This is a genomic window from Mesorhizobium sp. B1-1-7, from assembly GCF_006442705.1.
Taxonomy (GTDB): domain Bacteria; phylum Pseudomonadota; class Alphaproteobacteria; order Rhizobiales; family Rhizobiaceae; genus Mesorhizobium; species Mesorhizobium opportunistum.
In genome coordinates this window covers 36,426-61,166 of the sequence record NZ_VFWQ01000021.1, presented here as the reverse complement: position 1 = coordinate 61,166, position 24,741 = coordinate 36,426, and the positions used below count along the sequence as shown (strand labels likewise).

Here is a 24,741-nt window from a genome sequence, read left to right as displayed (position 1 = left end):
TTCCCGCCACGGGAAACCCGGCCGGGATTTCCCGGTGGGGGAAAAACAACAATGCCTTTGCGAGGGGGACATTCATGGAGACGACCATGCCCAGTGCCTGGTTCTACCGACTGAAGGCGGCGCAGCGCGATCTGATCGAACGTTGCGGCGGCATCGTGCGCACCGGCGAAAAGTGCTCGGCCTCGAAAACCGAGGTCGGCCGCTGGAACAATGACGGCTATCCCGACCTGATGCCGCTGTCGGCGGTCATACAGCTCGAAGCCGACTGCTCGATGCCGCTGGTGACGGCGGTGCTCGCCGAACTCAACGGACGGCGGCTGGCCGACACGGTCGACGCCGTCGAGCTCGCCAACGCCTCGATGATGGCGAGCCACGCCGAGGTGGTCGTGCAGGCCGGCGAACTGATGGCCAAGGGCGCGCTCGCCTTCGCGGACGGCCGCCTGACGCCCGCCGAGGCAGCCGGCATCGACCGCCAGTGCTCGGTGCTGGAGCGCGCCGTGTCCGAATTGCGGCTCGCCGCCGCATCCGCGCGCGTCGGCGGACTGTCGGTGGTCGGAGGCACGAAGTAGGTGACCCTCGCTGAACGGATCGCCGCCGACCCCTACGAAGGCGCATGGATGTCCGATGAGGAGGATCCGGTCTATCGCATGGCCCTTTGGCGGATATGGGACCGCGGCAAGCCGCTGCTCCTGGTCGGCATGCTCAACCCGTCGACGGCCGGTCGTCGCAAGAATGACCCGACGATCAACCGACTGTTTCATTTCGCGAGGGCGAACGGTTTCGGTGGCTTCATCGTCGTCAATGCCTATGCCTTCAGGGCTAGCCATCCGCAGGTCATGTTTGCCGCCGCCGATCCGATCGGCCCGCTCAACCGTGCCGCGATCGACGAAGCCTGCCGCCTGTGTGCGACCGCGCTGTTGGCCTATGGCGCCGGCGCCAGCGAGGGGGGACATCGCCTGTGGCTTCAGATCTCAAGCCGGATCGACAACGTAGTTTGCCTCGGCACGTCGCAGGATGGCTCGCCGAAGCATCCGATGGCGCGCGGAAAGCATCGCATTCCTGACGATGCCAGGTTTCAGCCGTTCCAATACAGGGGCGCCGCATGACCCGCCGCCCGCTGCATTCCATCGCTGGCGCTCTTGCCGTGTCAGCCATGCTCGCCGGCCTGGTGCTCGCCGGCACGCACGGCCGCGCATGGCCGCACGACGCGCCGTCTGGCTGGACCTATCCCTTCAGTTGCTGTTCCGGCGTCGACTGCCGCGAGGTGCCTGACGCCGAGGTGATCGAGGGCGCGCGCGGCTACGAGATCCGCCAGACCGGCGAGCTGATCCCGATGAGCGATCCCAAGGTCAAGCCAAGCCCCGATGGCCGCTTCCACTGGTGCAGCGTCATGGGCCGCGACGACAGCCGCACCATCTGCCTGTTCGTGCCGGGAAGGGGATCATGATGAAAGACCGTTTCATCGGCCAGCACACGATCTATGGCGTCGATGGCGAGCACGCCACGCCTTACATGACGCGCATCTGGATCGGTAGGTTACGCCTGCACATCTTTCATCGCGGCGATGCCGACTCCGATCCACACGATCATCCCTGGGATTTCTGGACGTTCCCGCTGACGTCCTACGTAGAGGAAGTTGTGACCGACGCGGAAGCGGTTGATTGCGACATCAACCTGTTGCCGGGCATTGCGCTGAAAACCGGCTTCTCTCGCAAGCGCCAGATTGTAAGGGCGCTGCATCTTCATTTCAGGCCGGCAACCCATACCCATCGCGTACTTGGGCGTTGGTCTGGCCGGCTTCTCTATGATTGGGTTGGGAGGGATCGCACCGATGCGCCTATGCCCTTGGGCGATCCCGGCAAAATCATAACCATAGTTTGGCAGGGCAGGATCCGGCGCAAGTGGGGCTTCCTGCGCAATCGCGATGGGATGTGGTGCTGGACGCCCTGGAAAGAATACGTCTTCGGCGGCGGCAAGCATGCGCCGTGCGAGCGTCCGGGGCGAGCGAAATGATCCCCGCCGAGATCGTCGCGCGCGCGCGAGACATGTCGATCGTCGACGTGGCGCTGGCGCTTGGGGCGGCGGCGGGCTGCAAGATCGACGAGCGCGGCGTGCCGTGCCCGTGCTGCGGCGGGCGCGACCGGTTCTCGCTCGACAAGGGCAAGAACGTCTTCCTGTGCCGCGCCTCCAGCGCTGGCGGCGATCCGATCGCGCTGGTGCAGCATGTGCATCAATGCAGCTTCACTGATGCGATCGAGCAGCTGACCGGCGAAAAGCCGATCGCGGCCGCCAGACGGGCGCCGGCGCAGAGCGATGACGACAAGAACGAATGGCGCGAGAAGGCGCGGCTGCGCGCCTGGAAGATCTGGCAAAACGGCGCGCCAATCGAGCCGGAGCGGGGCGGCCATTGGCTGCGCGACTATCTGGCGCTGCGCGCCATCCCTTTCCCCTCCTGGCGCATCAAGGCGCTGCGCGAAATGTCGAGCCTTGCCTACTGGCACCGCTCGAAGGCCGGTGACGAGTTCAAGGTGATCCACACCGGGCCGGCAATGCTGGCGGCGATCACCGGGCCGGCCACTCCTGAATACCCAACGGGCCATTTCATCGGCGTGCACCGCACCTGGCTCGATCTTTCGCGCGCCAACGGCAAGGCGGCGATATCGGACCCGGCGACCGGCGACCTGCTCGACGCCAAGAAGGTCGAGGGTAGCCAAAAGGGCGGCAAGATCGTGCTGCGCGAACCGTTGACCGAACCGATGGGCGGCGTCTGCGTGCTGGGCGAAGGCATCGAGACGGTGCTGTCCTGGGCGGCGCTTCATCCCGATCAAGGCGCGACGCTGCTCTGCGGCCTGAACATCGGCAACATATCAGGCAAGGCGGCCGAGCAGATCCCGCACCCGTCGCTGACCATGACCGACCGGATCGGCCGCAAGCGGCGGCAGAAGGTCGGCGGCCATGAGCCTGACCTTTCCGATACCGACTGCCTGCAGATCCCCGCCGACGATTTCGAGCGGCTGATCCTGCTCGGCGACGGCGACAGCGACCGCTTCACCACGCAAGCCGCGATGATGCGCGCCCGCAACCGCTTCGAGCTGACCGGCCACGATGCCGCGATCGACTGGGCGCCGGACGGGATGGATTTCAACGATGTGCTGCGGGACAGGGCGCGACTGATCTCCCCACTCGAGGGGGAGATGTCGGCAAAGACGACAGAGGGGGTCGCTGGACATCAAGCGCTGGCGCCATCTGGCCCTGAACCGGTCGAACCGACCCCTTCTGCCCTGCCGGGCATCTCCCCCTCAAGGGGGGAGACTGATTGCATCGACGCCGGCGCCAAGACCGGGAGGGCGGCTTGATGGGCGGGTCGCTGTCAGCGCCGGAACCAGCCGGCATCTGGTATCGCTTCTCGGTCAAGTGCGACCGGCCGACCAATGCGGCCATCGAGATGGCGGCGAAGGCTGCCGGTGTTTCGGCATCGGTCTTCGTCCAGCGCCATTTCGAGGTCATCCTTGACGATCCGGAGCGCGTGGTTCCGGTCATCGTCGCTCCACCGCTTGTGCCCAAAATAGCCCGCAGCGCGCGCGCCGATGTCGACCTGTCCGCCAGCCTCGGTATCACCATGTCGGCGCTGCGCGTCTATCGCGCGCTAGATGAACGGGTCGATCGCGCGCGCAACGTCGCGATCACCAATTCCGATCTGGCCGATGCCGCAGGCGTCGCGCGGCCACGCGTGCCCGACATGGTGGCGTCGCTGAGGCTTCGCGGCCTGGTGCAAACCTTCGATCGCAAATGGGCGCGCGCCGCGACCCGCTATCACGTCTTCTCGATCGGGGACGACCGATGACGCTGCAATCCTATCACGATTTCCTGGCCCAGAAACGCGTGGCCGATGTCGCCAGCGGGCTGGTCGACCTGCCGGACCTGCCGGCGTTCCTGTTTCCGCACCAGCGCGACATCGTGCGATGGTCGCTGCGCCGGGGCAGGGCGGCGGTGTTTGCCGGAACCGGACTTGGCAAGACGCTTATGGAGCTGGTCTGGGCGCGCGTCGTGTCCAACCATACCAGCAAGCCGGTGCTGCTGTTCGCGCCGCTGGCGGTCGGGCCGCAGCATGAGGACGAGGCGAAGAAATACGATCTGCTGGCCCGCGTCGTCACCCGTGACGGCGTCGTCGACGAGACCGCGATCACCAATTACCAGAAGCTCGACCTGTTCGACCTCTCCCGTTATGGCGGCATCGCGCTGGACGAAAGCTCGATCCTGAAAAGCTTCGACGGCCACTACCGCAACCGGCTGATCGAGATCGCCAGGCCGATCCCGTTCCGGCTCGCGGCCACGGCGACGCCGGCGCCGAACGACTTCATGGAGCTCGGCAGCCATGCCGAATTCCTCGGCGTGATGAGCTATTTCTCGATGCTCGCCACCTTCTTCACCCATGACGGGTCGGAGACGAAAAGCTGGCGGCTGAAGGGCCATGCCGAAAACGAGTTCTGGCGCTGGATGGCGTCGTGGGCGGTGATGCTGCGCAAGCCGTCCGACCTCGGCTACAGCGACGACGGCTATGAACTGCCGCCGCTGACCAAGCGCTTGCATGTGGTCGAGACCGGCTCGCATTGGGACGATGGCGGGCAGTTCTCGCTGCTGCCGGTGCAGGCGAAAACCCTGCAGGAGCGCAACCATGCGCGCAAGTCGACCATCGAGCACCGCATCGCGCGCGCGGTATCGCTGACGCCCGCCGATGGCCACTATGTCTGGTGGGGCAACCTCAATGCCGAGACCGAGGGCGTCACCAAGGCCATTCCCGGCGCCGTCGAGGTGCGCGGCTCGGACCATGACGATTACAAGGAAGAAAAGCTGAAGGATTTCAGCCGCGGCAAGATCCGCGTGCTGGTGACCAAACCGTCGATCTGCGGTTTCGGCATGAACTGGCAGCACTGCCATCGCACCGGCTTCGTCGGCCTCAACGACAGTTTCGAGCAGGTCTACCAGGCGATCCGCCGCTTCTGGCGGTTCGGCCAGGGCCATGAGGTGACCGCAGACTTCATCGCCGCCGACACCGAGGGCGCGATCATCGCCAATCTCGACCGCAAGGAGCAAGACGCCGAGCGCATGGCGGCAGCGATGGTGCGCCACATGGCCGATTTGTCGTCGGTCGCGGTGCGCGGTGCGGCGCTGGAGCGGCACGATTACCAGCCGAAACAGAAGTTGCGGCTGCCGGCATGGGAGGAATTTGGATGAGCAGATCAGGGTACATCGACGACATGGATGACCAGTGGGCACACATCCGCTGGCGCGATGCTGTTAAAGCCGCCATCCGCGGCAAGCGTGGGCAAGCGTTTCTTCGCGAGATGCTGGCCGCGATGGATGCTCTGCCTGAGAAGAAGTTGGTATCCAGCGAATTGGAAACGGAAGGCCAGGTTTGCGCCATTGGTTCGGTCGGTCGCGTTCGCGGGATCGATATGCAGAAGCTCGATCCGGAAGACATCGAAACTGTTGCAGCCACGTTCGGGATCAGCGAGGCACTTGCCCGAGAGATCGTTTTCGAAAACGACGAGGCGTGGGGCGTCCGCACCGATGAAGAGCGGTTTGTGCGGATGCGGCAATGGATCAAGCGCCAGATAAGGGATGTTGATACAACCGGAGCGGCGCAATGACCGCTCGCAAGTTGCCCGCCATCAAGGCCGTCGACCAGGACGTCACCGACCGCTATGCCATCTACCAGGGCGACAGCTGCGAGCTGATCCGCGCGGTGCCGGGCGACAGCGTGCATTTCGGCGTGCATTCGCCGCCCTTCGAGGGGCTGTACAAATTCTCGGGCAGCGACCGCGACCTGTCGAATTCCGAGGGCAAGACCTTTTGGCAGCATTACCAGTTCCTGATCTCGGAAATGCTGCGCATCACCATGCCGGGCCGCATCCAGGCGGTGCATGTGATGCAGCTGCCGACCTCGAAGCGGCGCGACGGCTTCATCGGCATGCGCGACTTCCGCGGCGAGGTCATTCGCGCCTGGCAGGACGCTGGCTGGCAATTCCATTCCGAAGTCTGCATCTGGAAGGATGCCGTGGTGGCGCAGGCGCGGTCGAAGTCGCACCGGCTCAACCACAAGCAGGTGGTGAAGGACTCGACCATCTCCGGCCAGGCGCTGGCCGACTATATCGTCGCCTTCCGCAAGCCCGGCGACAATCCGGAGCCGGTCAGCGGTGCGCTGAAGCGCTATGTCGGCGAGGGCGACGGGCCGGATTTTGCCAAGTTCACCACAGATAGCGACAGCCGCAACTGGTTCTCGATCGAGGTCTGGCAGCGCTATGCCTCGCCGGTGTGGATGGACATCCGCCAGACCCGCACCCTGCAATATCTGACCGCGCGCGACGGCAATGACGAGGCGCACATCTCGCCACTGCAGCTCGACGTCATCGAGCGCTGCATCGATCTCTGGTCCAACCCCGGCGACATCGTCTTCACGCCGTTCCTCGGCATCGGCTCGGAAGTCTGGGCGGCGGTGCAGTCGGGCCGGCGCGGCCTCGGCTTCGAGCTGAAGGACAAGTATTTCCACCAGGCGCGCATCAACATGACGCGCGAAACGGCGGCGGTGTCGGCCGACGCGCTGACCGCACTGGAGCCGCAGGACAGCGATGAAGAGGCCGACGACGCGCCGATGGGCGCCGATGACATGGTTAACGAACTGGAGCCCGCTTCCTGATGGCGCGCCTAGACGCCTGCCTGGAATGCGGCAAGCCGTTCGAGCGGGCGACCGGTCGCGAATTCTGCACGCCCAAATGCCGGAAAGACTGGAACAACCGACGCATGAAGCGAGGTGCCGAGCTTTACGATCTCTACATGGCGCACCGCTTCGACCGCGCTACGGCCAAGGATCTGCGCGTATTCCAGGCGATCAACCGCATGGCGTCGAATTTCCGGCTTGAAGACAGGACCGAGCGCGCCGGCCGGCAGTCGTGGCGGCGGCCGAACGCGGTGCTGGAGGAACGACCATATCTGCGCAGCGTGACGACGCGCGTGCGCATGGGGCGGATGGGGTAGGGGATGGTTTCTTCGTTGGCATCAATCCGCTCGTTCGTCAGCGACTTCGAACTGCGGATCCTGAAATACCTTGATCAGCATGGGCCGGTGCATCGGCAAAGCTGGGTTCCCGATCTCGTATCGCCTCATTCGAAAACCGCTCGATCCAGCATGAACGGTTCAAACGGCGCCATTCCGCTCATAGCAGGCAAGTGGTGTCGGCAATTGGTGCATCTCGGATTGGTCACTGTCGAGCGAGATCGCGAAGGATACTATCGGGCACATAGCGTCACTTCGGCTGGTCGTCATTTTTTGAGAATTGGCGCCTGACGCATGGAGGACGATGACGACTTTCAGCCGGATTTTCCGGACGATGACGCGCCGCCAGAAGGCGAGGAACCTTCGCCCGAACAGCTTCTGCTCGCCGCCTGTGCGGCCGAGCCGGAAACCGACATCGGCAACGGACGCCGGTTGCGCCGGCGCTTCGGCGATCTCGCCAGCGAGCATGCCGGTGCGGCCAGCCACATCGCCATCTGCGTCGCGCATATCGGCTGGCATGTGTTCGACGGCAAGCGATGGAAGGAAGACGAGGACGGCTCGCTGATCCGCCGCTTGGCGCATCGCACCGCCGAGGCGATCCGCAAGGAAGCCGGTGCCATCGAGCCGAGCGACGACGATCAGGCGGTCATGGCCGCCGGCGAAGTGGCGCTCGACGCGCTGGCGCGCATGGAGGCCGACAAGGGCAAGCGCCTGCCCGACATCGAGGCACTCGCCCGCAAGCGGGACTACGAGATGGCGGTAGAGGCGGCAAAACGCGTCGCGGAGCAGCTGGGCGCGCGCATCGGCTCGCGTCGCCGCCATGCCAAATCGACGGCAGGATCGTCGAAACTCAACAATCTGCTCGCCGAAGGCCAGCCCTACATGGCGCGCAAGGTCGCGGATCTCAACACCGACCGCTACAGCGTCAACTGCCGTGCCGGCACGATCGACTTCGTCCAGGTCGAGGACGAGGAGAGTGACCCAGAGGATCCTCGCTTCGTCTGGGCGGCAAGGCTGCGCGAGCACAGGCAAGGCGATTTCATCACCAAGATGGTCGAGGCGGAATGGAGCAGTCCGATCTCCCCCCTTGCGGGGGAGATGGCTGGCAAGCCAGAGGGGGGTGCTGTCCTGCGGACATCTCGGCGCGAGGCACCCCCCTCTGCCCTACCGGGCATCTCCCCCGCAGGGGGGGAGATTGGCAGCGTGAGCGTTGGCACCATGCCGGAGTTCAAAAAGTTCCTGATCAAGGTGCAGCCTGATCCGGCGATCCGTGCCTTCCTGAAGCGCTTCTGCGGCTACCTCTTGACCGGGCTGACGATCGAGCAGGTGATGCTGTTCTTCTACGGCGCCGGCCGCAACGGCAAGTCGACCTTCGTCGATTTGCTGTGCTTCATCATGGGCGACTATGCGGTGACGCTGTCGATCGACAGCTTTTCCGGCGACAACAAGCGAGGCGGCGGCGAGGCGACGCCGGATCTCGCGCGGCTGCCCGGCGCGCGGCTGGTGGCGGCATCGGAGCCGGAAGCCGGCGTCAAGCTCAAGGACGCGCTGATCAAGACGCTGACCGGCGGCGAGAAGATCCCGGTCAGGCGCCTGCACAAGGATTTCTTCGAGGTCGACCCGCATTTCAAGATCGTGCTGTCGGGCAACCACAAGCCGCGCATCGACGATGATTCCGACGGCATCTGGCGCCGCCTGCTGCTGGTGCCGTGGACGGTGCAGATCGCCGAGGGCGATACAGACCGGGCACTGCCGCGCAAGCTGCGCGCCGAGGCGGGCGCGGTGTTCGCCTGGATGGTCGAGGGCGCCGTCGACTATCTCAACCATGGGCTGGAGATCCCCGAGGGCGTGCGTGCGGCGTCGAACGAATACCGGCAGGAAAGCGACGCCATCGGCACCTTCATCCGCATGGCCTGCCATGTCAGCGGCAACCCCGACGACAAGGAAAAGCCGATCGACCTCTATCACGCCTTCGAGAAGTTCGCGGCATCGGAAGGCGTCTTCGCCTTCAATCGCTCGACCTTCGAAAAGCGCTTCGCCAAGTCGGCCGAGCGCAGCTTCGAGGGGCCGGACGGCCAGATGAAGCAGTTCCAGCGACAGCGTTCGCACGGCGAAACCTTCTATCGCGGCATCGGCATTAGGCCGGAATGGCAGAGCCAGGGCGGCGGCGATCCGGGCCATGGCGGCTATGGGGAGGATGGGCGGTGAAACGGGCACATGTGGCGATCGAGAGTGTTGCGCTGGCGCATTGCCGCAACGCCGGCGAGTGCCGCTGTTCGCTGCGCATGCATCCGCCAAGCCGCCGCATCAACCGACGGCTTTGCGAGGCGAAGTATCAGGCGGTCGTGCGCACGGTGATCGACCGGCTGCTGTGGCGGGATGGTCGCCCATGATCAGCTTTTCCCTTCTCCCCTTGATCAGGCTTCGCGCTGCGATGGCTGGCATCGTGTCTGTCTGCACCTTTTTGCGGTGCAGGTGGTGCCGATCCGTTGCTTGCGTCGCTGGATCGGCACCGTGAAAGGGATAGGGAAATCAAGGTGTTGTGCAGATGGTGCCGATGGTGCCGGTTATTTCAGGGTACGCATGTGATGTCTCGGCAAGGGGATAGGGCAGATGTTCTGCCGGTCATATGCGTTATCGGCTGTTACCCTCACCATCTGCACCATCGCGGTTTTCTATGGTTGTTTTGCTTGCGAAAGCAATGGTTTATCCACTTCGAGAAAGGGTGCAGATGATGAAAACGGGTGCAGATGGTGCTGATCTCGGCTTTGTGACCAGTCGGAACCGCCCTTTGAGCCGCAATGCGGCGGGAAAACGCAGCGGCCCGGTCGAGGATGTCATCGCCTGGGCGTGGCGCGATGAACTTCCCAAGGTGCCAAGGCGGCAGGATGGGCCGTTGGCGATGGCCGGCGGCTGGGATCGCACCGGGCGCTTTTCCGAACTGCTGTCGCTGGTCGATGCGTTCGGCGTCAACGCCTTTGGCGCGGTGCCGGACTTCTCCGCCGACAGCTGGCCCTGCGAGGATGCCCAAGTGATCGGTGATGCGGTGATGGCGCTCGACGACTATGCGCTCGAACTGCCCGAGGACTGGCGTCCTGCGCCCGAGCTTGACCGTTTCGCCGGCCTTGGTGCCAAGGCGGTCAGCGATGCATGGCAGCGCATGACCCATGATGACGGGCAGGGCAGGGTGACGCTGCGGCTGAAGCCATCCGAGCTGGTCATCCGCCGCGCGGTGATGGGCTGGGATGCGGATGGCATGCAGCTCGACGCTGTCCGCCAAGAGATCGAGCGCCACGGCAACGGCAAGCCGCGCTACTATCTGCAGGTCACGCAGGACCAGCTGACGGGCAAGATGGTCGATGGTGTCGACGAGACGGTGGCGCGCATGATCGAGGTCAATGGCGTCGACAAGCGTGGTGATGCGCTGCCTGGCGCCTACACCAAGCCATACCTCGATCCCGATCCGGTCAACGCCATCATCGCCAGGGCCGAGCATGAGATCTGGCTGTCGGCGCTGGCCATCGTGTTCGACGCGCTGGCGCACCAGATGAAGGAGGTGGCCATGCTGCCATGCGCCATCCCTGTCGCACCATGGCTGACGCCCATGCCGATGGCCCGCGTGCTGCCCGATCTCGTCGGCAACGCGGTGCTGCTCAAGGCGCAGCAGGACAAGGCCGATGCAGCCATGGCCCTGCGCTTCCCCTCATGGTTCAAGCTGTTCAACAAAAAGAATGCAGCACCCGCTTGACGCGTGCAGCGATTTGGTGGATGTCTTGTCACGGATAAAAAGCATCGAACACCCCGCCACCGCAAACCGGTCGCGGGGTGTTCTCGTTTCGGCACCATGCCCAGCGCCGCCGACCCCCCCCCGTCACGGGTCCTTCCCCGTCTCCAAACCGTATGCGGGACGGCGTAGCCCGCGGGTTCGCTAGTGAGAGGGTGCGGAAATCTGGGTTTACGATGTTAACGATGGCCGGTGAACGGTAAACCTCGGCAGGCTTCAGACATGCAATCGCCTGCCGACCTGCCGACGCCCGTGTGGAAGTCGCTGTCCGAGATCGCGGCCATGCGCGGCGTCTCGAAGGTCGCGATCAAGAAGCGCGTCGACCGCTACGAGGCCGAGGGCCTGCTGACCACTCGCCGCAACGGTCGCGAGCGCCAGGTCGACCTTGCCGCCTTCGACAAGGCGATCGGCACCGCCGGCGACGCCTACCGCGAGCAGGCCGCCGAGACGGTGCGCGAGGAGAAGGCAGCCGAGCCGGCCAACATTCCGAGCGCGCTGCGCGACGCCCAGACCGAGAAGGCGCAGTGGGAAGCGCGCCGCTCCGCCCTCGACGTCAGCGAAAGGCTCGGCAAGCTGGTGCCGGTCGCCGAGGTCGAGACCGCCATGGTGCGGGCCGGCGAGGCGATCGTGCGGGCGATCGAGCAGCTGCCGACCTTCGCCGGCGAGATCATGGCGGCATCCCGCGAAGGCGAGCCGGCACTGCGCCGCAAGCTGCGCGACATCAAGGACCAGATCCGCCGCCGTGCCGCCGATGCGCTGACCCTGCAGCGCAGCGAGGGCCAGGCCGACGAGGAAACCGGCAACGAGTTCGATCTCGGTGCCGACTGAAAGACCGTCCATGAAGCTCAACCTCAAGCGCTCCGCCCTGGCGGTGATCGCCGGCACGCTTTCCGCGCTGATCATGCCGCCCGAGCGCATGGCGCCCAGCGCCTGGGCGCAGGCCAACCTGATCGTGCCGGACGGCCCCAAGGCCAACGAGCCATGGGACGCCTCGCTGACGCCCTACATCATCGAACCGCTCGACATGCTGGCGATGGATTCCGGCGTCAACGAGATCGACATCCGCAAGTCGGCGCAGACCGGCTTCACCACGCTGCTGCTCGCCGCGGTCGGCCACATCATCGACCAGGACCCGTGCCGGGTCATGATCGTCCAGCCGACATCGGGCGCGCTGTCCGACTTCAACCGCGAAAAGCTGGCGCTGGCGATCGAGAAGACGCCGGCGCTCAAGCGCAAGGTCAAGCCGCAGACCAGCCGCGCCGGCGATGCCTCGACCACCACGTCGAAGGTCTATCCCGGCGGCTCGCTGACGCTGGCGATCGCCTCGTCGCCGGCCGACCTGCGCTCCAAGACGATCAAGGTCGCGCTGCTCGACGAGGTCGACGAGTACCCCGATGATCTCGACGGCCAGGGCGATCCGCTCGGCATGATCGAGGGCCGCCAGGAATCGTTCCTGATGTCTGGCGAATGGAAGCGGGCCAAGATCTCGACGCCGACCGTCAAGGGCGCCTCGAAGATCGACAGCGGCTTCCACGCCGGCGACCAGCGCTACTGGCACATGCCGTGCCCCGGCTGTGCCACGCCGTTCAAGTTCGTCTTCGACCGCCAGTATTTCAAGTTCGAGGAGACGTTTCCCTACAAGGCCTATTACGCGACGCCCTGCTGCGGCGCGATCGTCGAGGCGGCCGACAAGGTCGAACTGATGAAGAAGGGGGCGTGGATCGCCACCGCCGAACGCCCCGGCGCTCATCCGAGCTACCATTTCGATGCGCTGACCTCGCCCTTCGTGCCGTGGGAGAAGATCGCCGAGCGGTTCGTCAAGGCCGCCGGCGACCCGCTCAAGCTCAAGACCTTCGAAAACCTGACGCTCGGCCTGCCGTTCGAGGTCAAGGGCGACGCGCCCGACCACGAAAAGCTGATGCTGCGCCGCGACAAGGAACAGAAGCGCGGCCACATCCCGCCCGCCGGCCTGATCCTGACCGGCGCCGCCGACGTGCAGATGCGTGGCATCTGGTATTCGGTCAAGGCCTGGGCGCCGGACGGGCAGAGCTGGGTCGTCGACGCCGGCTATCTCTCCGGCGAAACCGACGATCCGCATGCCGGCGCGTTCGCCGAACTGGAGAAGATCCGAGTCACGCAATGGCCGGACGCCTATGGCCGCGCCCGCACCGTCGACCTGTTCGGCGTCGACAGCGGCTACCGTGCCCATGTCGTCTACACCTGGGTGCGCGGCAAGGCGGCCTGCTTCGCGCTCAAGGGCGAGGATGGCTGGAGCCGCCCGGCGATCGGCCAGCCGTCGCCCGTCGACATCGACTTCAAGGGCAAGCGCATCCGCAACGGCGCCATGGTCTGGGCGGTCGGCACCTGGCCGCTGAAAGGCGCTTTCTACGCGCAGCTGCGCAAGGAAGGCATCGCCGCCGGGCAAGCCGCCAACCCGCCAGGCTACTGCCATTTCGCCTGGTGGCAGGACGAGGTCTATTTCCGCCAGATCACCTCGGAATATCTGGCCTCCGAAACATTCAGAGGGCGCGTCCGCCGTGTCTGGAAGCCGCGCGCCGGCGAGGAAAACCACCTGCTCGACTGCGAGATCTACAACGCAGCACTCGCCGACTATCTCGGCCTGTCGCGCATGACGGCCGACCAGTGGCGCAAGATCGCATCCGAGCGTGGCTTCCCGAAAGGCGTCGACCTCTTCGCGCCCGAGATCCTGCAGGCGCAGATGCGGGCGCCGGAATCACCAAAGCAGCAGGCATCCGCCGAGCCGGCCGAAGCCTCTTTCTGGGATTGACCGATGGCCTGGACGCAAACCGACATCAACAACATCAAGAAGGCGATGGCGTCCGGCGTGCTGATGACCAAGCACGGCGAAACGATGCTCACCTTTCGCTCGATGTCCGAGATGGAACGCGTGTTGGCGCGCATGGAGGCCGAGGTCAAGGGTTCGATGCCAGGCGCGATGTTCACCGAATACAATAGCGGCACCTGAATGAACGCGCTCGACCGCCTAATCTCCGTGTTCTCGCCGCAGGCTGGCTTGCGACGCGCGTCGGCTCGCGCCATGCTTGATCGGCTTGATCGGGACTATGCGGCCGGCAAGTCGGGTCGGCGAAACCGAGGATGGAGCGGGCGCGGCACATCGGCCAATGTCGAGATTGGCCCCGCGATGTCGACATTGCGCAATCGGGCGCGCGAATTTGTCAGGGACAGCTGGGCCGGACAGCGCATCCTCGATGTGCTGGTCTCGCACGTCATCGGCACCGGCATCACCGTTGTGGCGAATACCGGGTCCGATCGCGCCGACAATCAGTTCCGTCTTGCTTACGAAGAATGGCACGATCAGGCTGACGTCGAGGGTGTGCTAGATTTCTCAGCCATGCAGGGCTTGACGCTGCGATCGATGATCGAGGGCGGCGATTCCGTCATCCGCTTCATCGACCTGACTTCGCAGGAAGCCGATGGCAGCGTGCCGTTCCGGCTGCAGGGCATGGAAGGCGATCAGATCGACACCTCGCGCGACTATGGCATTGCTGGGTCGAACACCAGGCTCGGCGTTGAGCTTGGGGACAATGGCCGCCGCAAAGGCCTTTGGCTGTGGAAGAACCATCCTGGCGACATGTCGGTTTCGTCACTGGTCGGCGGCTCGACTATGGTCGAATGGGCCAATCTTTGCCACCTGTATCGGCCGCTGCGCTGGGGTCAGGTGCGCGGCATAACATGGTTTGCTCCGATTCTGCTTAATGGCAGGGAAATGCAGGATCTAACCGACGCCGCCATCATGCAGGCGCGGACGCAGGCCTGTTTTGCTGGTTTCCGAAAGAGCCAGCCGGGCGATCCCAATCCGTTCGCAACCAAGGACGCCACCGATGGCGCCGGCGATAGCCAGAAGGTCACCCGCATCGAGCCAGGTATGATCGTCGACATCGGCAATTCCGACATGGTGTTCGCGCAGCCGTCGTCGCAATCGCAGTTCGGCACCGTCTATGTCGCGGGCATGCAGGCCATGGCGGCCGGCGCTGGTATCACCTACGACCAGTTGACCGGCGATTTGCGCCAGGCGAATTACTCGTCTCTGCGCGCCGGCAAGATCGATTTCCGACGCTTGGTCGAGCAGATTCAGTGGCAGATGGCGGCACCACGCCTCGTCTTGCCGACGACGCGTCGTTTCACCGAACGCGCCATCCTGGCCGGCAAGCTGCGGCCACGCAGCGACGGCTATCCGGTCGACCTGATCATGCCGGCCAACGAGCCGATCGATCCCAAGAAAGACCTCGAGGCGGATATCGCTTCTGTCCGCGCCGGCCGTCAGTCGCCGCAGGAGTTCATTTCAGCTTGGGGACGCGACTGGAAGAAGGTGGTCGCCGACACCAGGACCTTCTTCGATGTCGTCGACAAGGCCAAGCTTGCCCTCGACATCGACGGCCGCCGGCCGCTCAACGGCGGTTCGCCGCCGGCGCCGGCCGCTCAAAATGGCGATGGCGCTCCGCAAAACCCACAGGATGGCAACAATGACTGAGATCATCCGCCTGCCGCAGATGCTGCGCGACGCCGAGGTGCGAGCCGGCTCATTCGACGAGGCTGCGAACACCATCGACGTCATCTGGACGACTGGCGCCACGGTGCGCCGCTTTTCGTGGATGGATGGCGAATTCGACGAGGAACTGATCGTGAGCGGCAACGCCATCCGGCTCGACCGGCTGAACAGCGGCGCGCCATTCCTCGACACGCACGGCCAGTGGAGCCTGAACGACGTCATCGGTTCCGTGGTGCGCGGCACCGCCCGCCTCGAAGGCGGCAAGGGTGTCGCCAGGGTTCAGCTTTCCGCCGCCGCCGACGCCGTCGACCGCGTCGCCCGGATCAAGGAAGGCACCGTCTCCAACATCTCGGTCGGCTACCGCATCCACGCCGTCGAGCGCAAGGAAATGGACGGCAAGGTGCCACTGCACCGCGTTGTCGATTGGGAGCCGTGGGAAATCTCGGCGGTGCCGATCCCGGCCGATCCCGGCGCGCAGGTGCGCGGCGCCGGCGGCGCCAAGCCGGAAACGTTCGATTGCCGCGTCATGCGCACGCTCGCCGACATGAACGAGGTTCGCCGCATACGGCTTGGCATGCAGCAACGCATGGCCGGTCTCGGCCGCTAACCCAAAACACCCGTTTTAATGGCCGCCTGCGCTCCACCGGGGACGCAGGGCGACGGCGCATCGCCCCGGAAACGCAAAGGAACCGAGCCATGAAAAAGGCTTTCTTCTCCGCGGCCGTCGCCATGATCCTGTGCGCCGGCCTTCTCGTCGGCCTTGGCGCCGACCTGGCCTATGCGGCACCGCATATGCCGTTCGACCTGCACCAGCATTTCAACATCACGAACCTCGCCCATGCGGCGCCGCTGGCGCTTGCAGGCCTGCGCAGCAAGCTCATCGAACTGACCACCAAGGCCGAGCAGAAGAAGGCCGAGATCAAGGATGACACCGCGCCCGAGGCGGCGCGAACGATCGAGGCCGACCATGCCGCGATCCTGACCGATATCGAACAGGTCAGGGCGCAGATCCGCACGGCCGAAGAGGAAGAGACCCGCAGCCATCAGCGCCAGACGCCGTCGACCGATGCTGCGACCCGTGCCGCCGACATCGTCGGCATCGCGGCGACGGCTCGTGCCCAGGGCGTCGATCTCTCGACGGAAGACGAGCAGACCGCAATCCGCAGCAATGTCGATCCTGCGGCCTTCCGCGCGCAGATGTTCGACCTGCTTGCCGCCCGTTCGCGGCAGACGCAGACCAATCCGGCCCGCATCACGCAAGACGATCGCGACGTCAGGCGCACCGCCATGACCGAGGCGCTGGCCTATTCGTTCGGCGCACCGTTGCCGGCCGCCGGGCCTTCCGTGGCAGCCCGTGCCTTCATGGGCCGCAGTGTCATCGACATCGCCGCGCAGACGATCGATTGGCGCGGTGGCATGGTTGTCAATGCCCGCCAGAAGGACGAGATCCTGACGCGCGCCGGCATGTCGACCAGCGACTTCCCGATCATCTTCGAGAATGCCATCAACCGCACCCTCGAAGGCCGCTATGCCTTGGCCCAGCCGACCTATCGCAGCATCGCCCGCAAGCAGAACTTCAACGATTTCAGGCCGCACACCACGGTCAAGACCGGCGATTTTCCGATGCTGCAGAAGGTGCTGGAATCCGGCGAGATCAAATACGGCACCTTCAACGAGGGCAAGGAAACCGTGCAGGCGTTCAGCTACGCCATCGCGCTTTCCATCACCCGTCAGATGCTGATCAACGACAACATCGGCGCCATTGCCGACCTGCTGTCGAGTTATGGCCCGACCGTGGCGCTGTTCGAGGAAGTGACCTTCTATTCGATGGCCTTCAACGCTGAACTGGCGGACGGCAAGTCGGTGTTCCACGCCGACCATGCCAACCTTGCCAGCCCCGGCACGGTCATCGACGTCACCAATGTCGGCAAGGCGCGCGCCGCCATGTCGAAGCAGAAGTCGACCGGCGGCAACCAGCTGCTGTCGAACGCCGCCAAGCTGCTGCTCGTCGGCCCCGACAAGCTGACTGAGGCGGAAATGCTGATCGCCTCGATCACGCCGGCGACGGTCGCCACCGTCAACATCTTCTCCGGCAAGCTCGATGTGCTCGACACCGCGCAGATCACCGGCAATGCCTGGTATGCCTTCGCCAATCCGGCGCTCGGCTCCAACTACCGCTGGGGCTACCTCGAAGGCTACGAGGCGCCGCGCGTGCGCACCGACGAGCCGTTCGGCACCCAGGGCTTCAAGATGTCGGTCGAGATCGACTTCGGTGTTGGGGCCACCGACTACCGCTTCGGCTACAAAAACCCGGGCGCCTAAGCGGCCTGATCTTTGCGGGCGGCGTCGCCGCCCGCTTCCCCCTTCCTCAATTCCGCAAAGGAGGCCTGCAATGGCCAAGAACTATATCCAGCCGGGTAACACCATTACCTGGACCAACGAAGACGTCACCGGCGCCGTAGACGTCGCATCCGGCGACGGCGTCGTCGCCGGTTCGCTGTTCGGTGTCGCGCAGACCGATATCGCTGTCGGCGACAGCGGTGAACTCGGCCTGATCGGGGTCTACGAACTGCCCAAGGTCTCGGCGCAGGCCTGGACCGTGGGCGAGCGCATCTACTGGGTCGCCGCATCCGGCGAGGCCACCGGCACCGCCGGCTCCAACAAGCTGATCGGTGTCGCCATCGAGGCGGCGGCCAATCCGTCCTCCACCGGCAAGGTGCGGCTGACGGCTGCGTTTACGATCTAACCGCAGCATGGCGCAGCTCGTCCGCGACTGGGAAGGCGAAACCGCCTTCGTGCTCGCGGGCGGGCCGTCGGTGCTCGATCTCGACCTGTCGCTGCTGAAAGGGCGGCGGGTCATCGCCATCAACTCGGCGCACCTGACATGGCCTGATGCCGACATCCTGTTTTTCGCCGATGCTCGCTGGTGGAGCGAAATCGGTTCCAGGGAGCGGCCTTTCGCCGGTCGGATCGTCACCACGTCGAATGGCGGGCCGCGCGACGTCCTGCGGCTGACCAAGATCGATCCGGCAAAAGGCATTGCCAACAAGCCGAACCAGCTCGCGCTGGCGCGCACATCCGTTACCGGCGCCGTCAATCTCGCCGTCCATCTCGGCTGTTGTCGCGTCGTTCTGCTCGGCGTCGACGGCCGCTTCGCCGAAGATGGCACGCGCCACCACCACGGCGCTGCCTACCCATGGCCTCTGGTCAAGGGGTCTTTCGACCTGCATGCCACCGAATTCGCTGCGGTGGCGCCGTCGCTGAAGCGCGTCGGCGTCGAGATCATCAATGCCAATCCGGACAGCGCCATCAGCGTTTGGCCGAAAGTGAGTTTTGAGGAAACCATGCTCGACCGCGTTGCCGTCAAACCGCCGCTGACCGTGCTGTCGATGTACGGCATGGGCGACAACCTGCATCAGCGCGCGGTCCTGCGCGAATTGATGAAGACGCGCAGCGTCGAGTTGCAGACCTATTACACCGCCATGTTCCACGATCTTATAGCCGAAGGGCTCAAGGTCACGCTGGTCTCGGGCAAGCTTGATCCCCGCATCCGCGACAGGGGCAATGGCGTCGGCGTCGCCAGGCCAAGCCAGTCGGCTGAGAAGAAGATCGGCTACGACCATGCGGCGACCAAGCGGCATGGCACGCTGCTTGCAGCCATGTTCGGCTCGGTCGGCCTGCCAGTGCCGGAGCATCCGGATTTCTCGCTGCCGGTCAAACCGGAGTGGCGGGAAGCGGCGAGGGCGCTGGTTGGTGACACCTCCGGCAAGCCGATCATGGTTTACCGGCCGATTATCATCAACGCCACCTGGCCTTGCCCGTCGCGCTCGCCGGACACCGAAGCCTATGCGGCGCTCTACCGCTCGATCAAGGACCGGTTCTTCACCGTATCGATCTGCGAATTGAACCAGAAGGGCGAGCACATCGTCGGCGAGGAACAGCCGGCCGACCTGAAACTGCACCATGGCGAGGCGGATTTCGAGACGCTGGCCGGGCTGTTTGCCGAGGCCGCGCTGGTCTTTGGCAATGCCGGCTTCACGCCCGTCCTGGCGCAGTCGGTCGGCACGCCGAACATCTGTGTCTATGGCGGCAACGAAAGCTACCGCTATACCAATATCGTAGGCGCGCACCTGGCGCCGACGCTGCCGATCGAACCGGTGAAGCCGTGCGCGTGCTTCGACCGCCACCACAAATGCGACAAGACCATCGACCTGGCCAAGGCCGTGCCGCTGGTCGAGGCCTTCGCCACCGAGCATGCGGCGACACCGCGCATCCTGGTGTTCGGCACCACCTACGTCGACACGGCGGAAAAGCAGAAGCTTGCCGGGCAGTGGGAAGCGCTGCACCGACATGTGAATGGCTGGACCGTCGATCTGGCTCTGGTCGACAGCGATTCACCGCTGGTGCTTCCCGGCGAAGATGCCGTGAAATATTCGTTCCCCGACAATATTGGACATCTGGCGCGCGGCGGAAAAGACGGATGGGGCAGGGCCTTCTGCAAGGGTCTCGAAAGCGCGATCGACGGCCAATATGACTACGTCGTCCACATCGAGGGCGACAGCCTGCTTTCCAAGCCGGTGCTGCCGATCATCCGCAAGATGATGGCCGATGGCGTCAGGGCGGCCTCGGTGCCGGTCGAAGGCACCAAGCGCAAGGAAACCGGTTGGGCGGAAACCGGCCTGATGTTCTTCAGCGTCGACTATCTCTGGCAGTCCAAGTTCATCGAGCGTTACGACTGGTGGAACCGCACCAAGAGCCCGACGCCTGAAAAGATCATCTTCGACCTGGTCGGCGAGGATCTGAAGATGCTGCCGCTCAAGGCCGAGCGCGGCGATAGGGGCCAGATCACAGCCGAGAATGCCGCTGGCCTCGACTGGATCACGCATTGCGCGCCGGAAGCGCTGGACGCCTTCGTTGAGGCTGCCATGCCGCCGGAGCCGGTCGAGGTAGAAGCGCCTGTCGCGCCCGATGTGCCGGCGGTCAAGCTCAACTTCGGCTGCGGCACCAACAAGCTCGACGGCTGGCAGAATTTCGACGCCGAGATCGACATCACCAGGCCGTTGCCGTTCCCGGCCGATTATGCCGATTTCATCTATGCCGAGCATGTCGTCGAGCATGTCGATTACCAGCAGGCGCTAAAATTCTTCGCCGAATGCCGGCGGGTGCTGAGGCCGGGCGGCGTCATCCGCATCTGTGTCCCCAGCCTCGAAAACATCCGGCTGCGCGGCGACCAGGACTATTTCGACTTCACCCGCAAATGGGGACCGTCGGCCGATATGCGCGGCGCCATGCACGCCATCATCTTCGCGCACGGCCACAAGGCGATCTGGTCGCAAGGCCTGATCGAGGCCTGTCTCTACTTCGCCGGCTTCGAGGATGTCGTGCCCGCTGAACAGCATAACTCCAGCCATGCCGCGCTGACCGGCGTCGAGGGCCACCACCGCGTCATCGGCGAAAAGTTCAACTGGATCGAAAGCGCGATTGCCGAGGGTCGGAAATGACCGGCCACCGCGATCAATGGTTCGGCGGGCGCACCTATGCCCAGCATGGCGACGATCTCGCCGTGCTCAACATCTTCAAGCGGCTGGGCATTGAAAAGCCTGGATATCTCGACGTCGGCGCCTATCACCCGTTCGACCTGTCGAACACGGCGCTGCTCTATGAGCGCGGCTCGCGCGGCATCAATGTCGAGCCGAACGGCAAGCTGTTCATGGCATTTCTGGACGCGCGGCCGGAGGACAAAAACATCTGCGCCGGCGTGGCGCCCGTCCATGGAACGCTTACCTTTTACCACGTCGCCGCCGATCCTGGCCGCTTCACCTTCGACAAGGCGACCGCGATGACACTTGGCATCACGGGCAGCGTCGACTGGCCGGTTATGACGCTGAACGAGATCGTCCAGCGCGAAGCATGCGGCACCTGGCCGGACCTGCTCAACATCGACATCGAAGGCCTCGACATCGACGTCCTGCGCGCCGCCGACTTCGGCGCAAATCCGCCGCGCGTCGTCATCGTCGAGGCCGACAATGGCAGCGGCGACACCAGCCATGAACTCGACGCGCTGATGCATGCCAAGGGCTTCACGCTGCACTCCTGGTGCGGCTCGAACATGATCTTCGTGCGCGTCGCCGACAGCGACAGGATCTGGGGTATCTGATGCCCGGAACTAGCGGAACCGACATGGTAGGTCGACCAGTTTCACGATGGGCCAAGGCCGTGACCGTGAGCACGCTCACGCTGAGGGACAACAATGGCTAACCGTTTCTGGAAATCGCAACCAGTCAGCGGTGCGATTGTCAGCGTTGCATCCCCGCCGCAAATCCGGCTGACGGTAGCCAGTACAACCGGCATGACGACCGGCGATGTACGGACTGTCTTCGGTGTGGTCGGAACCACCGAGGCCAACGGAACGTGGACAATCACGGTCATCGACGCCACGCATATCGACTTGCAAGGCACGACTTTTGCGAACGTCTACACTTCGGGTGGCTCCATCAACGGCCAGTGGGATTCGACCAATACCAATAATTGGGTCACGACGAGTGGCGGCACGAACTACGGCCAGACCGTGCCTGGCACCAGTGATGCGGTCGCCTTCGATGCCTCGTCCGGGGGCGGCACGGTCACGCCGAGCGTCGACATTTCCGTGCAGTCGATCGCCTGCGGTGCCTTCACCGGCACGCTCGACTGGAGTGTCAACAACAAGAATGTGACGTTGAGCGCATCGGCGGCTTTCAACGCCTCCGGTACCGGCGTTCGCACCATCAAGCTCGGCAATGGCACATGGACCCTGACGACGACGGCGTCCGTCAGCACCAACGTCTGGAACATCCAGACCACGACGAACCTCACATTCGATGCCGGCCTGTCGGTCATCCTTTTCGCTGGCGTAGGCACATCGGTCGGCAATTTCTTTTTCCTGGCTGGCACGCTGACCTACAATGCCATTCGTGTCGTCGCCCAGCCGAGCGGCGCGGGCCTGCTGTTCTCTGGCGCACCCACGATCGCCGAATTGACGATGGCCGGGCCGAACAGGCTCGACATCAACATCAACCTGACCATTGCCACGCTCAATCTGAACGGGACATCGACGGGTCTGATCCTTGTCAATTCAAACACCATGAATACGGCGCGCACGCTCTCCGTCGCCAGCAACGCGCCGACCATGACCTGGTGCGCCTTCCGCGACATCACCGGTGCCGGCGGCGCCAGTTTTGTCGCCTCCAACAGCTTCGACCTAGGCCACAACTCCGGCATCACCATCAACGCGCCGGCCAACAGCAATGTCGCGGCGCCCGGCCTGCATGCGATTGACCAGGGGATAGCGGCCTGATGCGCATTCCATCCGCGAAAACCGACCAGTCGATCGACTTCGTCGCGGTCGATTCCACCGACCTGAAAACCCGCAAGACCGGGCTGTCCGCCTTCACCGTCTACCGCTCGCGCAATGGCGGCGCGGCGACGGTCTACACCACGCCGACCGTGGTCGAGCTGTCGGCGGCCAACATGCCGGGCGTCTACGCCTTGCTGATCGACGAGGACACCACCATCGCTTCCGGCTCGGACAGCGAGGAATATTGCGTCCACATCACCTGCGCCACCATGGCGCCGGTGACGCGCACCGTCGAGCTTTACCGGCGCGATGTCAGCAGTGGCAAGACGCTGACCGTGGACGGCAACAACCGCGCTGATGCCAGCGTCGGCGCCATGACTGCCGGCGTGCTGACTGCGACCGCGATTGCCGCAGATGCGATCACTGCGGCGAAGATCGCCGATGGCGCAATCGATGCCGCCACCTTTGCGGCAGGCGCGATCAACGCGGCGGCTATTGCAGCGGACGCCATCACCGATGCCAAGGTGGCCAGCGATGTCACCATCGCCAGCGTGACCGGTTCGGTGGGATCGGTGACAGGGGCGGTCGGCTCGGTCGCCGGCAATGTCACCGGGTCCGTCGGCAGCGTCGCGGCCGGCGGCATCACATCTGGAAGTTTTGCCGCAGGCGCGATCGACAACGCCGCAATCGCCGCCGATGCCATAGGATCGAGCGAACTGGCAGCCTCGGCCGCCACTGAGATAGGCACCGCCGTCTGGTCTGCGACGACGCGCGAACTGAGCTCTGGCGCGAATATCGCCTTGGCCAAGGGCGCTGGCGTCACCGGCTTCAATGATCTCGACGCCGCCGCAGTGCGCTCCGCTGTCGGCCTCGCCTCGGCCAATCTCGACACGCAGATCGACGCGCTGCCGACCAATGCCGAGTTGGCCACGGCGCTCGCCGGCGCTGACGACGCCACCCTGGCGGCGATCGCCGCGCTCAACAATATGTCGCCGGCGCAGGTCAAGACGCAGGCCGACCAGGCGCTGACCGACGCCGGGGTGACGACGACTGTAACTGGGCGCATCGATGCCGCGATCAGCACGCGGCTTGCCGGCGCTTCCTATACCGCGCCAGACAACGCAGGCATCGGGGCAATCGAGGCGAAGACGAACAATCTGCCTTCCGACCCGGCTGACCAATCGCTGATCATTGCCGCCACGGATGCAATCGTGAGCGCCATAGCCACGACGGATGGCAAGGTCGATGGCGTCAAGAGCGTAACGGACTCGCTGGTGATGACCGCCGGCAAGCTCTGGGTGCTGAACGACAACGGCGACCCGCTGCCGACCGCTGACGATATCAAGGCTTCGGTCTGGACGGCGCTGGTCGGTGACTATCTTGGCGCCGGCACGACGGCCGAAACCATCTATGACACGCTGACGGCAGCGCAGGCCGCGAACGCCGTCACCACCAAGCTCGACGCCACGCTGGAGGACAGCAGCGGCTATCGCTTCACCGCCCATGCGCTGGAACAGGCCCCGACGGGAGGCAGCGCGCCGACCGCAAGCGAAGTTGCCATCGCGGTCTGGGATGAAGCGCTTGCCGGTCACGCCACGGACGGAACGGCGGGCAAGGTGCTCACCGATACCGGTGCTGCAGCCGGAACCATCGAGGGCCGCATCGGCACGCCGGCCTTCGGCGATCTGGCGGGCGATATCGCGCATGCGCAAGGTGTGATCGACGGCATCGACGCAAAGACCACGAACCTTCCAACCGATCCCGCCGACCAGTCGCTGATCATCGCGGCGACCGACGCGGTGATGAGCCGCCTAGGCGCGCCCGCAGGGGCATCGCTCAGCGCCGATGTCGCAGCGGTCAAGAGCGACACTACGGCGGTGAAGGGCAAGACCGACAGCCTCGCCTTCACCGGTGGCGCTGTCGACGCCAATATCGCGGCGGTGAATGGCACTGAAGTCAGCGGCACAGGGGCCTTGGGCGATGAATGGGGGCCGGCGTGATCCTCCTTCGCCAAGGCTTCGAAGGACTGGCCGGCGCCGG

General features: G+C 64.7%; 24 protein-coding genes. All 24 read left to right on the top strand.

Annotation, left to right across the window (positions count from 1 at the left end):
• Positions 1 to 86: 86 nt before the first annotated feature.
• Complete coding sequence (locus tag FJ978_RS28355; protein WP_246678218.1) at positions 87 to 569, top strand: hypothetical protein; 483 nt, start codon at positions 87 to 89, stop codon at positions 567 to 569.
• Positions 570 to 1,106 carry a DUF1643 domain-containing protein gene (locus FJ978_RS28350; RefSeq protein WP_140575957.1) on the top strand — a complete coding sequence of 179 codons (537 nt, stop codon included), beginning with the start codon at positions 570 to 572 and terminating at the stop codon, positions 1,104 to 1,106.
• Positions 1,103 to 1,447 carry a hypothetical protein gene (locus FJ978_RS28345; RefSeq protein ID WP_140575955.1) on the top strand — a complete coding sequence of 115 codons (345 nt, stop codon included), beginning with the start codon at positions 1,103 to 1,105 and terminating at the stop codon, positions 1,445 to 1,447. Before FJ978_RS28350 ends, FJ978_RS28345 begins: the two co-directional genes overlap by 4 nt.
• A complete protein-coding gene (locus FJ978_RS28340) occupies positions 1,444 to 2,013 on the top strand; it encodes a hypothetical protein (protein WP_140575953.1) in 570 nt (189 codons plus the stop codon). The genes FJ978_RS28345 and FJ978_RS28340 overlap by 4 nt, the downstream gene beginning before the upstream one ends.
• Positions 2,010 to 3,356 (top strand): primase-helicase zinc-binding domain-containing protein, encoded by a 1,347-nt coding sequence (locus FJ978_RS28335; protein ID WP_140575951.1) that lies wholly within the window; start codon positions 2,010 to 2,012, stop codon positions 3,354 to 3,356. Before FJ978_RS28340 ends, FJ978_RS28335 begins: the two co-directional genes overlap by 4 nt.
• The gene (locus FJ978_RS28330) at positions 3,356 to 3,844 is read left to right on the top strand and encodes a TrmB family transcriptional regulator (protein ID WP_140575950.1); all 489 of its coding nucleotides are present in this window, start codon (positions 3,356 to 3,358) and stop codon (positions 3,842 to 3,844) included. Before FJ978_RS28335 ends, FJ978_RS28330 begins: the two co-directional genes overlap by 1 nt.
• Positions 3,841 to 5,235, top strand: coding sequence for a DEAD/DEAH box helicase (locus tag FJ978_RS28325; protein WP_140575948.1), 1,395 nt, complete (start codon positions 3,841 to 3,843; stop codon positions 5,233 to 5,235). The genes FJ978_RS28330 and FJ978_RS28325 overlap by 4 nt, the downstream gene beginning before the upstream one ends.
• Positions 5,232 to 5,651, top strand: coding sequence for a hypothetical protein (locus tag FJ978_RS28320; protein ID WP_140575946.1), 420 nt, complete (start codon positions 5,232 to 5,234; stop codon positions 5,649 to 5,651). The genes FJ978_RS28325 and FJ978_RS28320 overlap by 4 nt, the downstream gene beginning before the upstream one ends.
• Entirely contained in the window at positions 5,648 to 6,697 is a 1,050-nt protein-coding gene (locus FJ978_RS28315) for a DNA methyltransferase (RefSeq protein WP_140575944.1), read from the top strand. Before FJ978_RS28320 ends, FJ978_RS28315 begins: the two co-directional genes overlap by 4 nt.
• Positions 6,697 to 7,035: a transcriptional regulator gene (locus FJ978_RS28310; RefSeq protein WP_140575943.1), complete on the top strand. Its 339-nt coding sequence runs from the start codon at positions 6,697 to 6,699 to the stop codon at positions 7,033 to 7,035. The genes FJ978_RS28315 and FJ978_RS28310 overlap by 1 nt, the downstream gene beginning before the upstream one ends.
• A gap of 312 nt (positions 7,036 to 7,347) precedes the next feature.
• On the top strand, positions 7,348 to 9,261 hold the full coding sequence (locus tag FJ978_RS28305) for a phage/plasmid primase, P4 family (protein ID WP_140575941.1): 1,914 nt from the start codon (positions 7,348 to 7,350) through the stop codon (positions 9,259 to 9,261).
• Positions 9,258 to 9,446 carry a hypothetical protein gene (locus FJ978_RS28300; RefSeq protein WP_140575939.1) on the top strand — a complete coding sequence of 63 codons (189 nt, stop codon included), beginning with the start codon at positions 9,258 to 9,260 and terminating at the stop codon, positions 9,444 to 9,446. Before FJ978_RS28305 ends, FJ978_RS28300 begins: the two co-directional genes overlap by 4 nt.
• A 398-nt stretch (positions 9,447 to 9,844) precedes the next feature.
• On the top strand, positions 9,845 to 10,801 hold the full coding sequence (locus tag FJ978_RS28295; protein ID WP_140575937.1) for a hypothetical protein: 957 nt from the start codon (positions 9,845 to 9,847) through the stop codon (positions 10,799 to 10,801).
• A 258-nt stretch (positions 10,802 to 11,059) separates the two neighbouring features.
• Complete coding sequence (locus tag FJ978_RS28290) at positions 11,060 to 11,665, top strand: hypothetical protein (protein WP_140575936.1); 606 nt, start codon at positions 11,060 to 11,062, stop codon at positions 11,663 to 11,665.
• Positions 11,666 to 11,675: 10 nt separating this feature from the next.
• Complete coding sequence (locus FJ978_RS28285) at positions 11,676 to 13,625, top strand: terminase gpA endonuclease subunit (protein ID WP_140575934.1); 1,950 nt, start codon at positions 11,676 to 11,678, stop codon at positions 13,623 to 13,625.
• Positions 13,626 to 13,628: 3 nt separating this feature from the next.
• The gene (locus tag FJ978_RS28280; protein ID WP_140575932.1) at positions 13,629 to 13,823 is read left to right on the top strand and encodes a hypothetical protein; all 195 of its coding nucleotides are present in this window, start codon (positions 13,629 to 13,631) and stop codon (positions 13,821 to 13,823) included.
• Between the two features lie 72 nt (positions 13,824 to 13,895).
• The gene (locus tag FJ978_RS28275) at positions 13,896 to 15,350 is read left to right on the top strand and encodes a phage portal protein (RefSeq protein WP_181180437.1); all 1,455 of its coding nucleotides are present in this window, start codon (positions 13,896 to 13,898) and stop codon (positions 15,348 to 15,350) included.
• Positions 15,343 to 15,975, top strand: coding sequence for an HK97 family phage prohead protease (locus FJ978_RS28270; RefSeq protein WP_140575928.1), 633 nt, complete (start codon positions 15,343 to 15,345; stop codon positions 15,973 to 15,975). Before FJ978_RS28275 ends, FJ978_RS28270 begins: the two co-directional genes overlap by 8 nt.
• 89 nt (positions 15,976 to 16,064) lie before the next feature.
• Positions 16,065 to 17,690 (top strand): hypothetical protein, encoded by a 1,626-nt coding sequence (locus tag FJ978_RS28265; protein ID WP_140575926.1) that lies wholly within the window; start codon positions 16,065 to 16,067, stop codon positions 17,688 to 17,690.
• A gap of 70 nt (positions 17,691 to 17,760) precedes the next feature.
• On the top strand, positions 17,761 to 18,114 hold the full coding sequence (locus tag FJ978_RS28260) for a DUF2190 family protein (RefSeq protein WP_140575925.1): 354 nt from the start codon (positions 17,761 to 17,763) through the stop codon (positions 18,112 to 18,114).
• Positions 18,115 to 18,121: 7 nt separating this feature from the next.
• Positions 18,122 to 20,869, top strand: coding sequence for a methyltransferase domain-containing protein (locus FJ978_RS28255; protein ID WP_140575923.1), 2,748 nt, complete (start codon positions 18,122 to 18,124; stop codon positions 20,867 to 20,869).
• Positions 20,866 to 21,525: an FkbM family methyltransferase gene (locus FJ978_RS28250; protein WP_140575921.1), complete on the top strand. Its 660-nt coding sequence runs from the start codon at positions 20,866 to 20,868 to the stop codon at positions 21,523 to 21,525. Before FJ978_RS28255 ends, FJ978_RS28250 begins: the two co-directional genes overlap by 4 nt.
• A gap of 192 nt (positions 21,526 to 21,717) precedes the next feature.
• The gene (locus FJ978_RS28245; RefSeq protein WP_140575920.1) at positions 21,718 to 22,701 is read left to right on the top strand and encodes a hypothetical protein; all 984 of its coding nucleotides are present in this window, start codon (positions 21,718 to 21,720) and stop codon (positions 22,699 to 22,701) included.
• Entirely contained in the window at positions 22,701 to 24,701 is a 2,001-nt protein-coding gene (locus FJ978_RS28240) for a hypothetical protein (protein WP_140575918.1), read from the top strand. The genes FJ978_RS28245 and FJ978_RS28240 overlap by 1 nt, the downstream gene beginning before the upstream one ends.
• Positions 24,702 to 24,741: the final 40 nt, after the last annotated feature.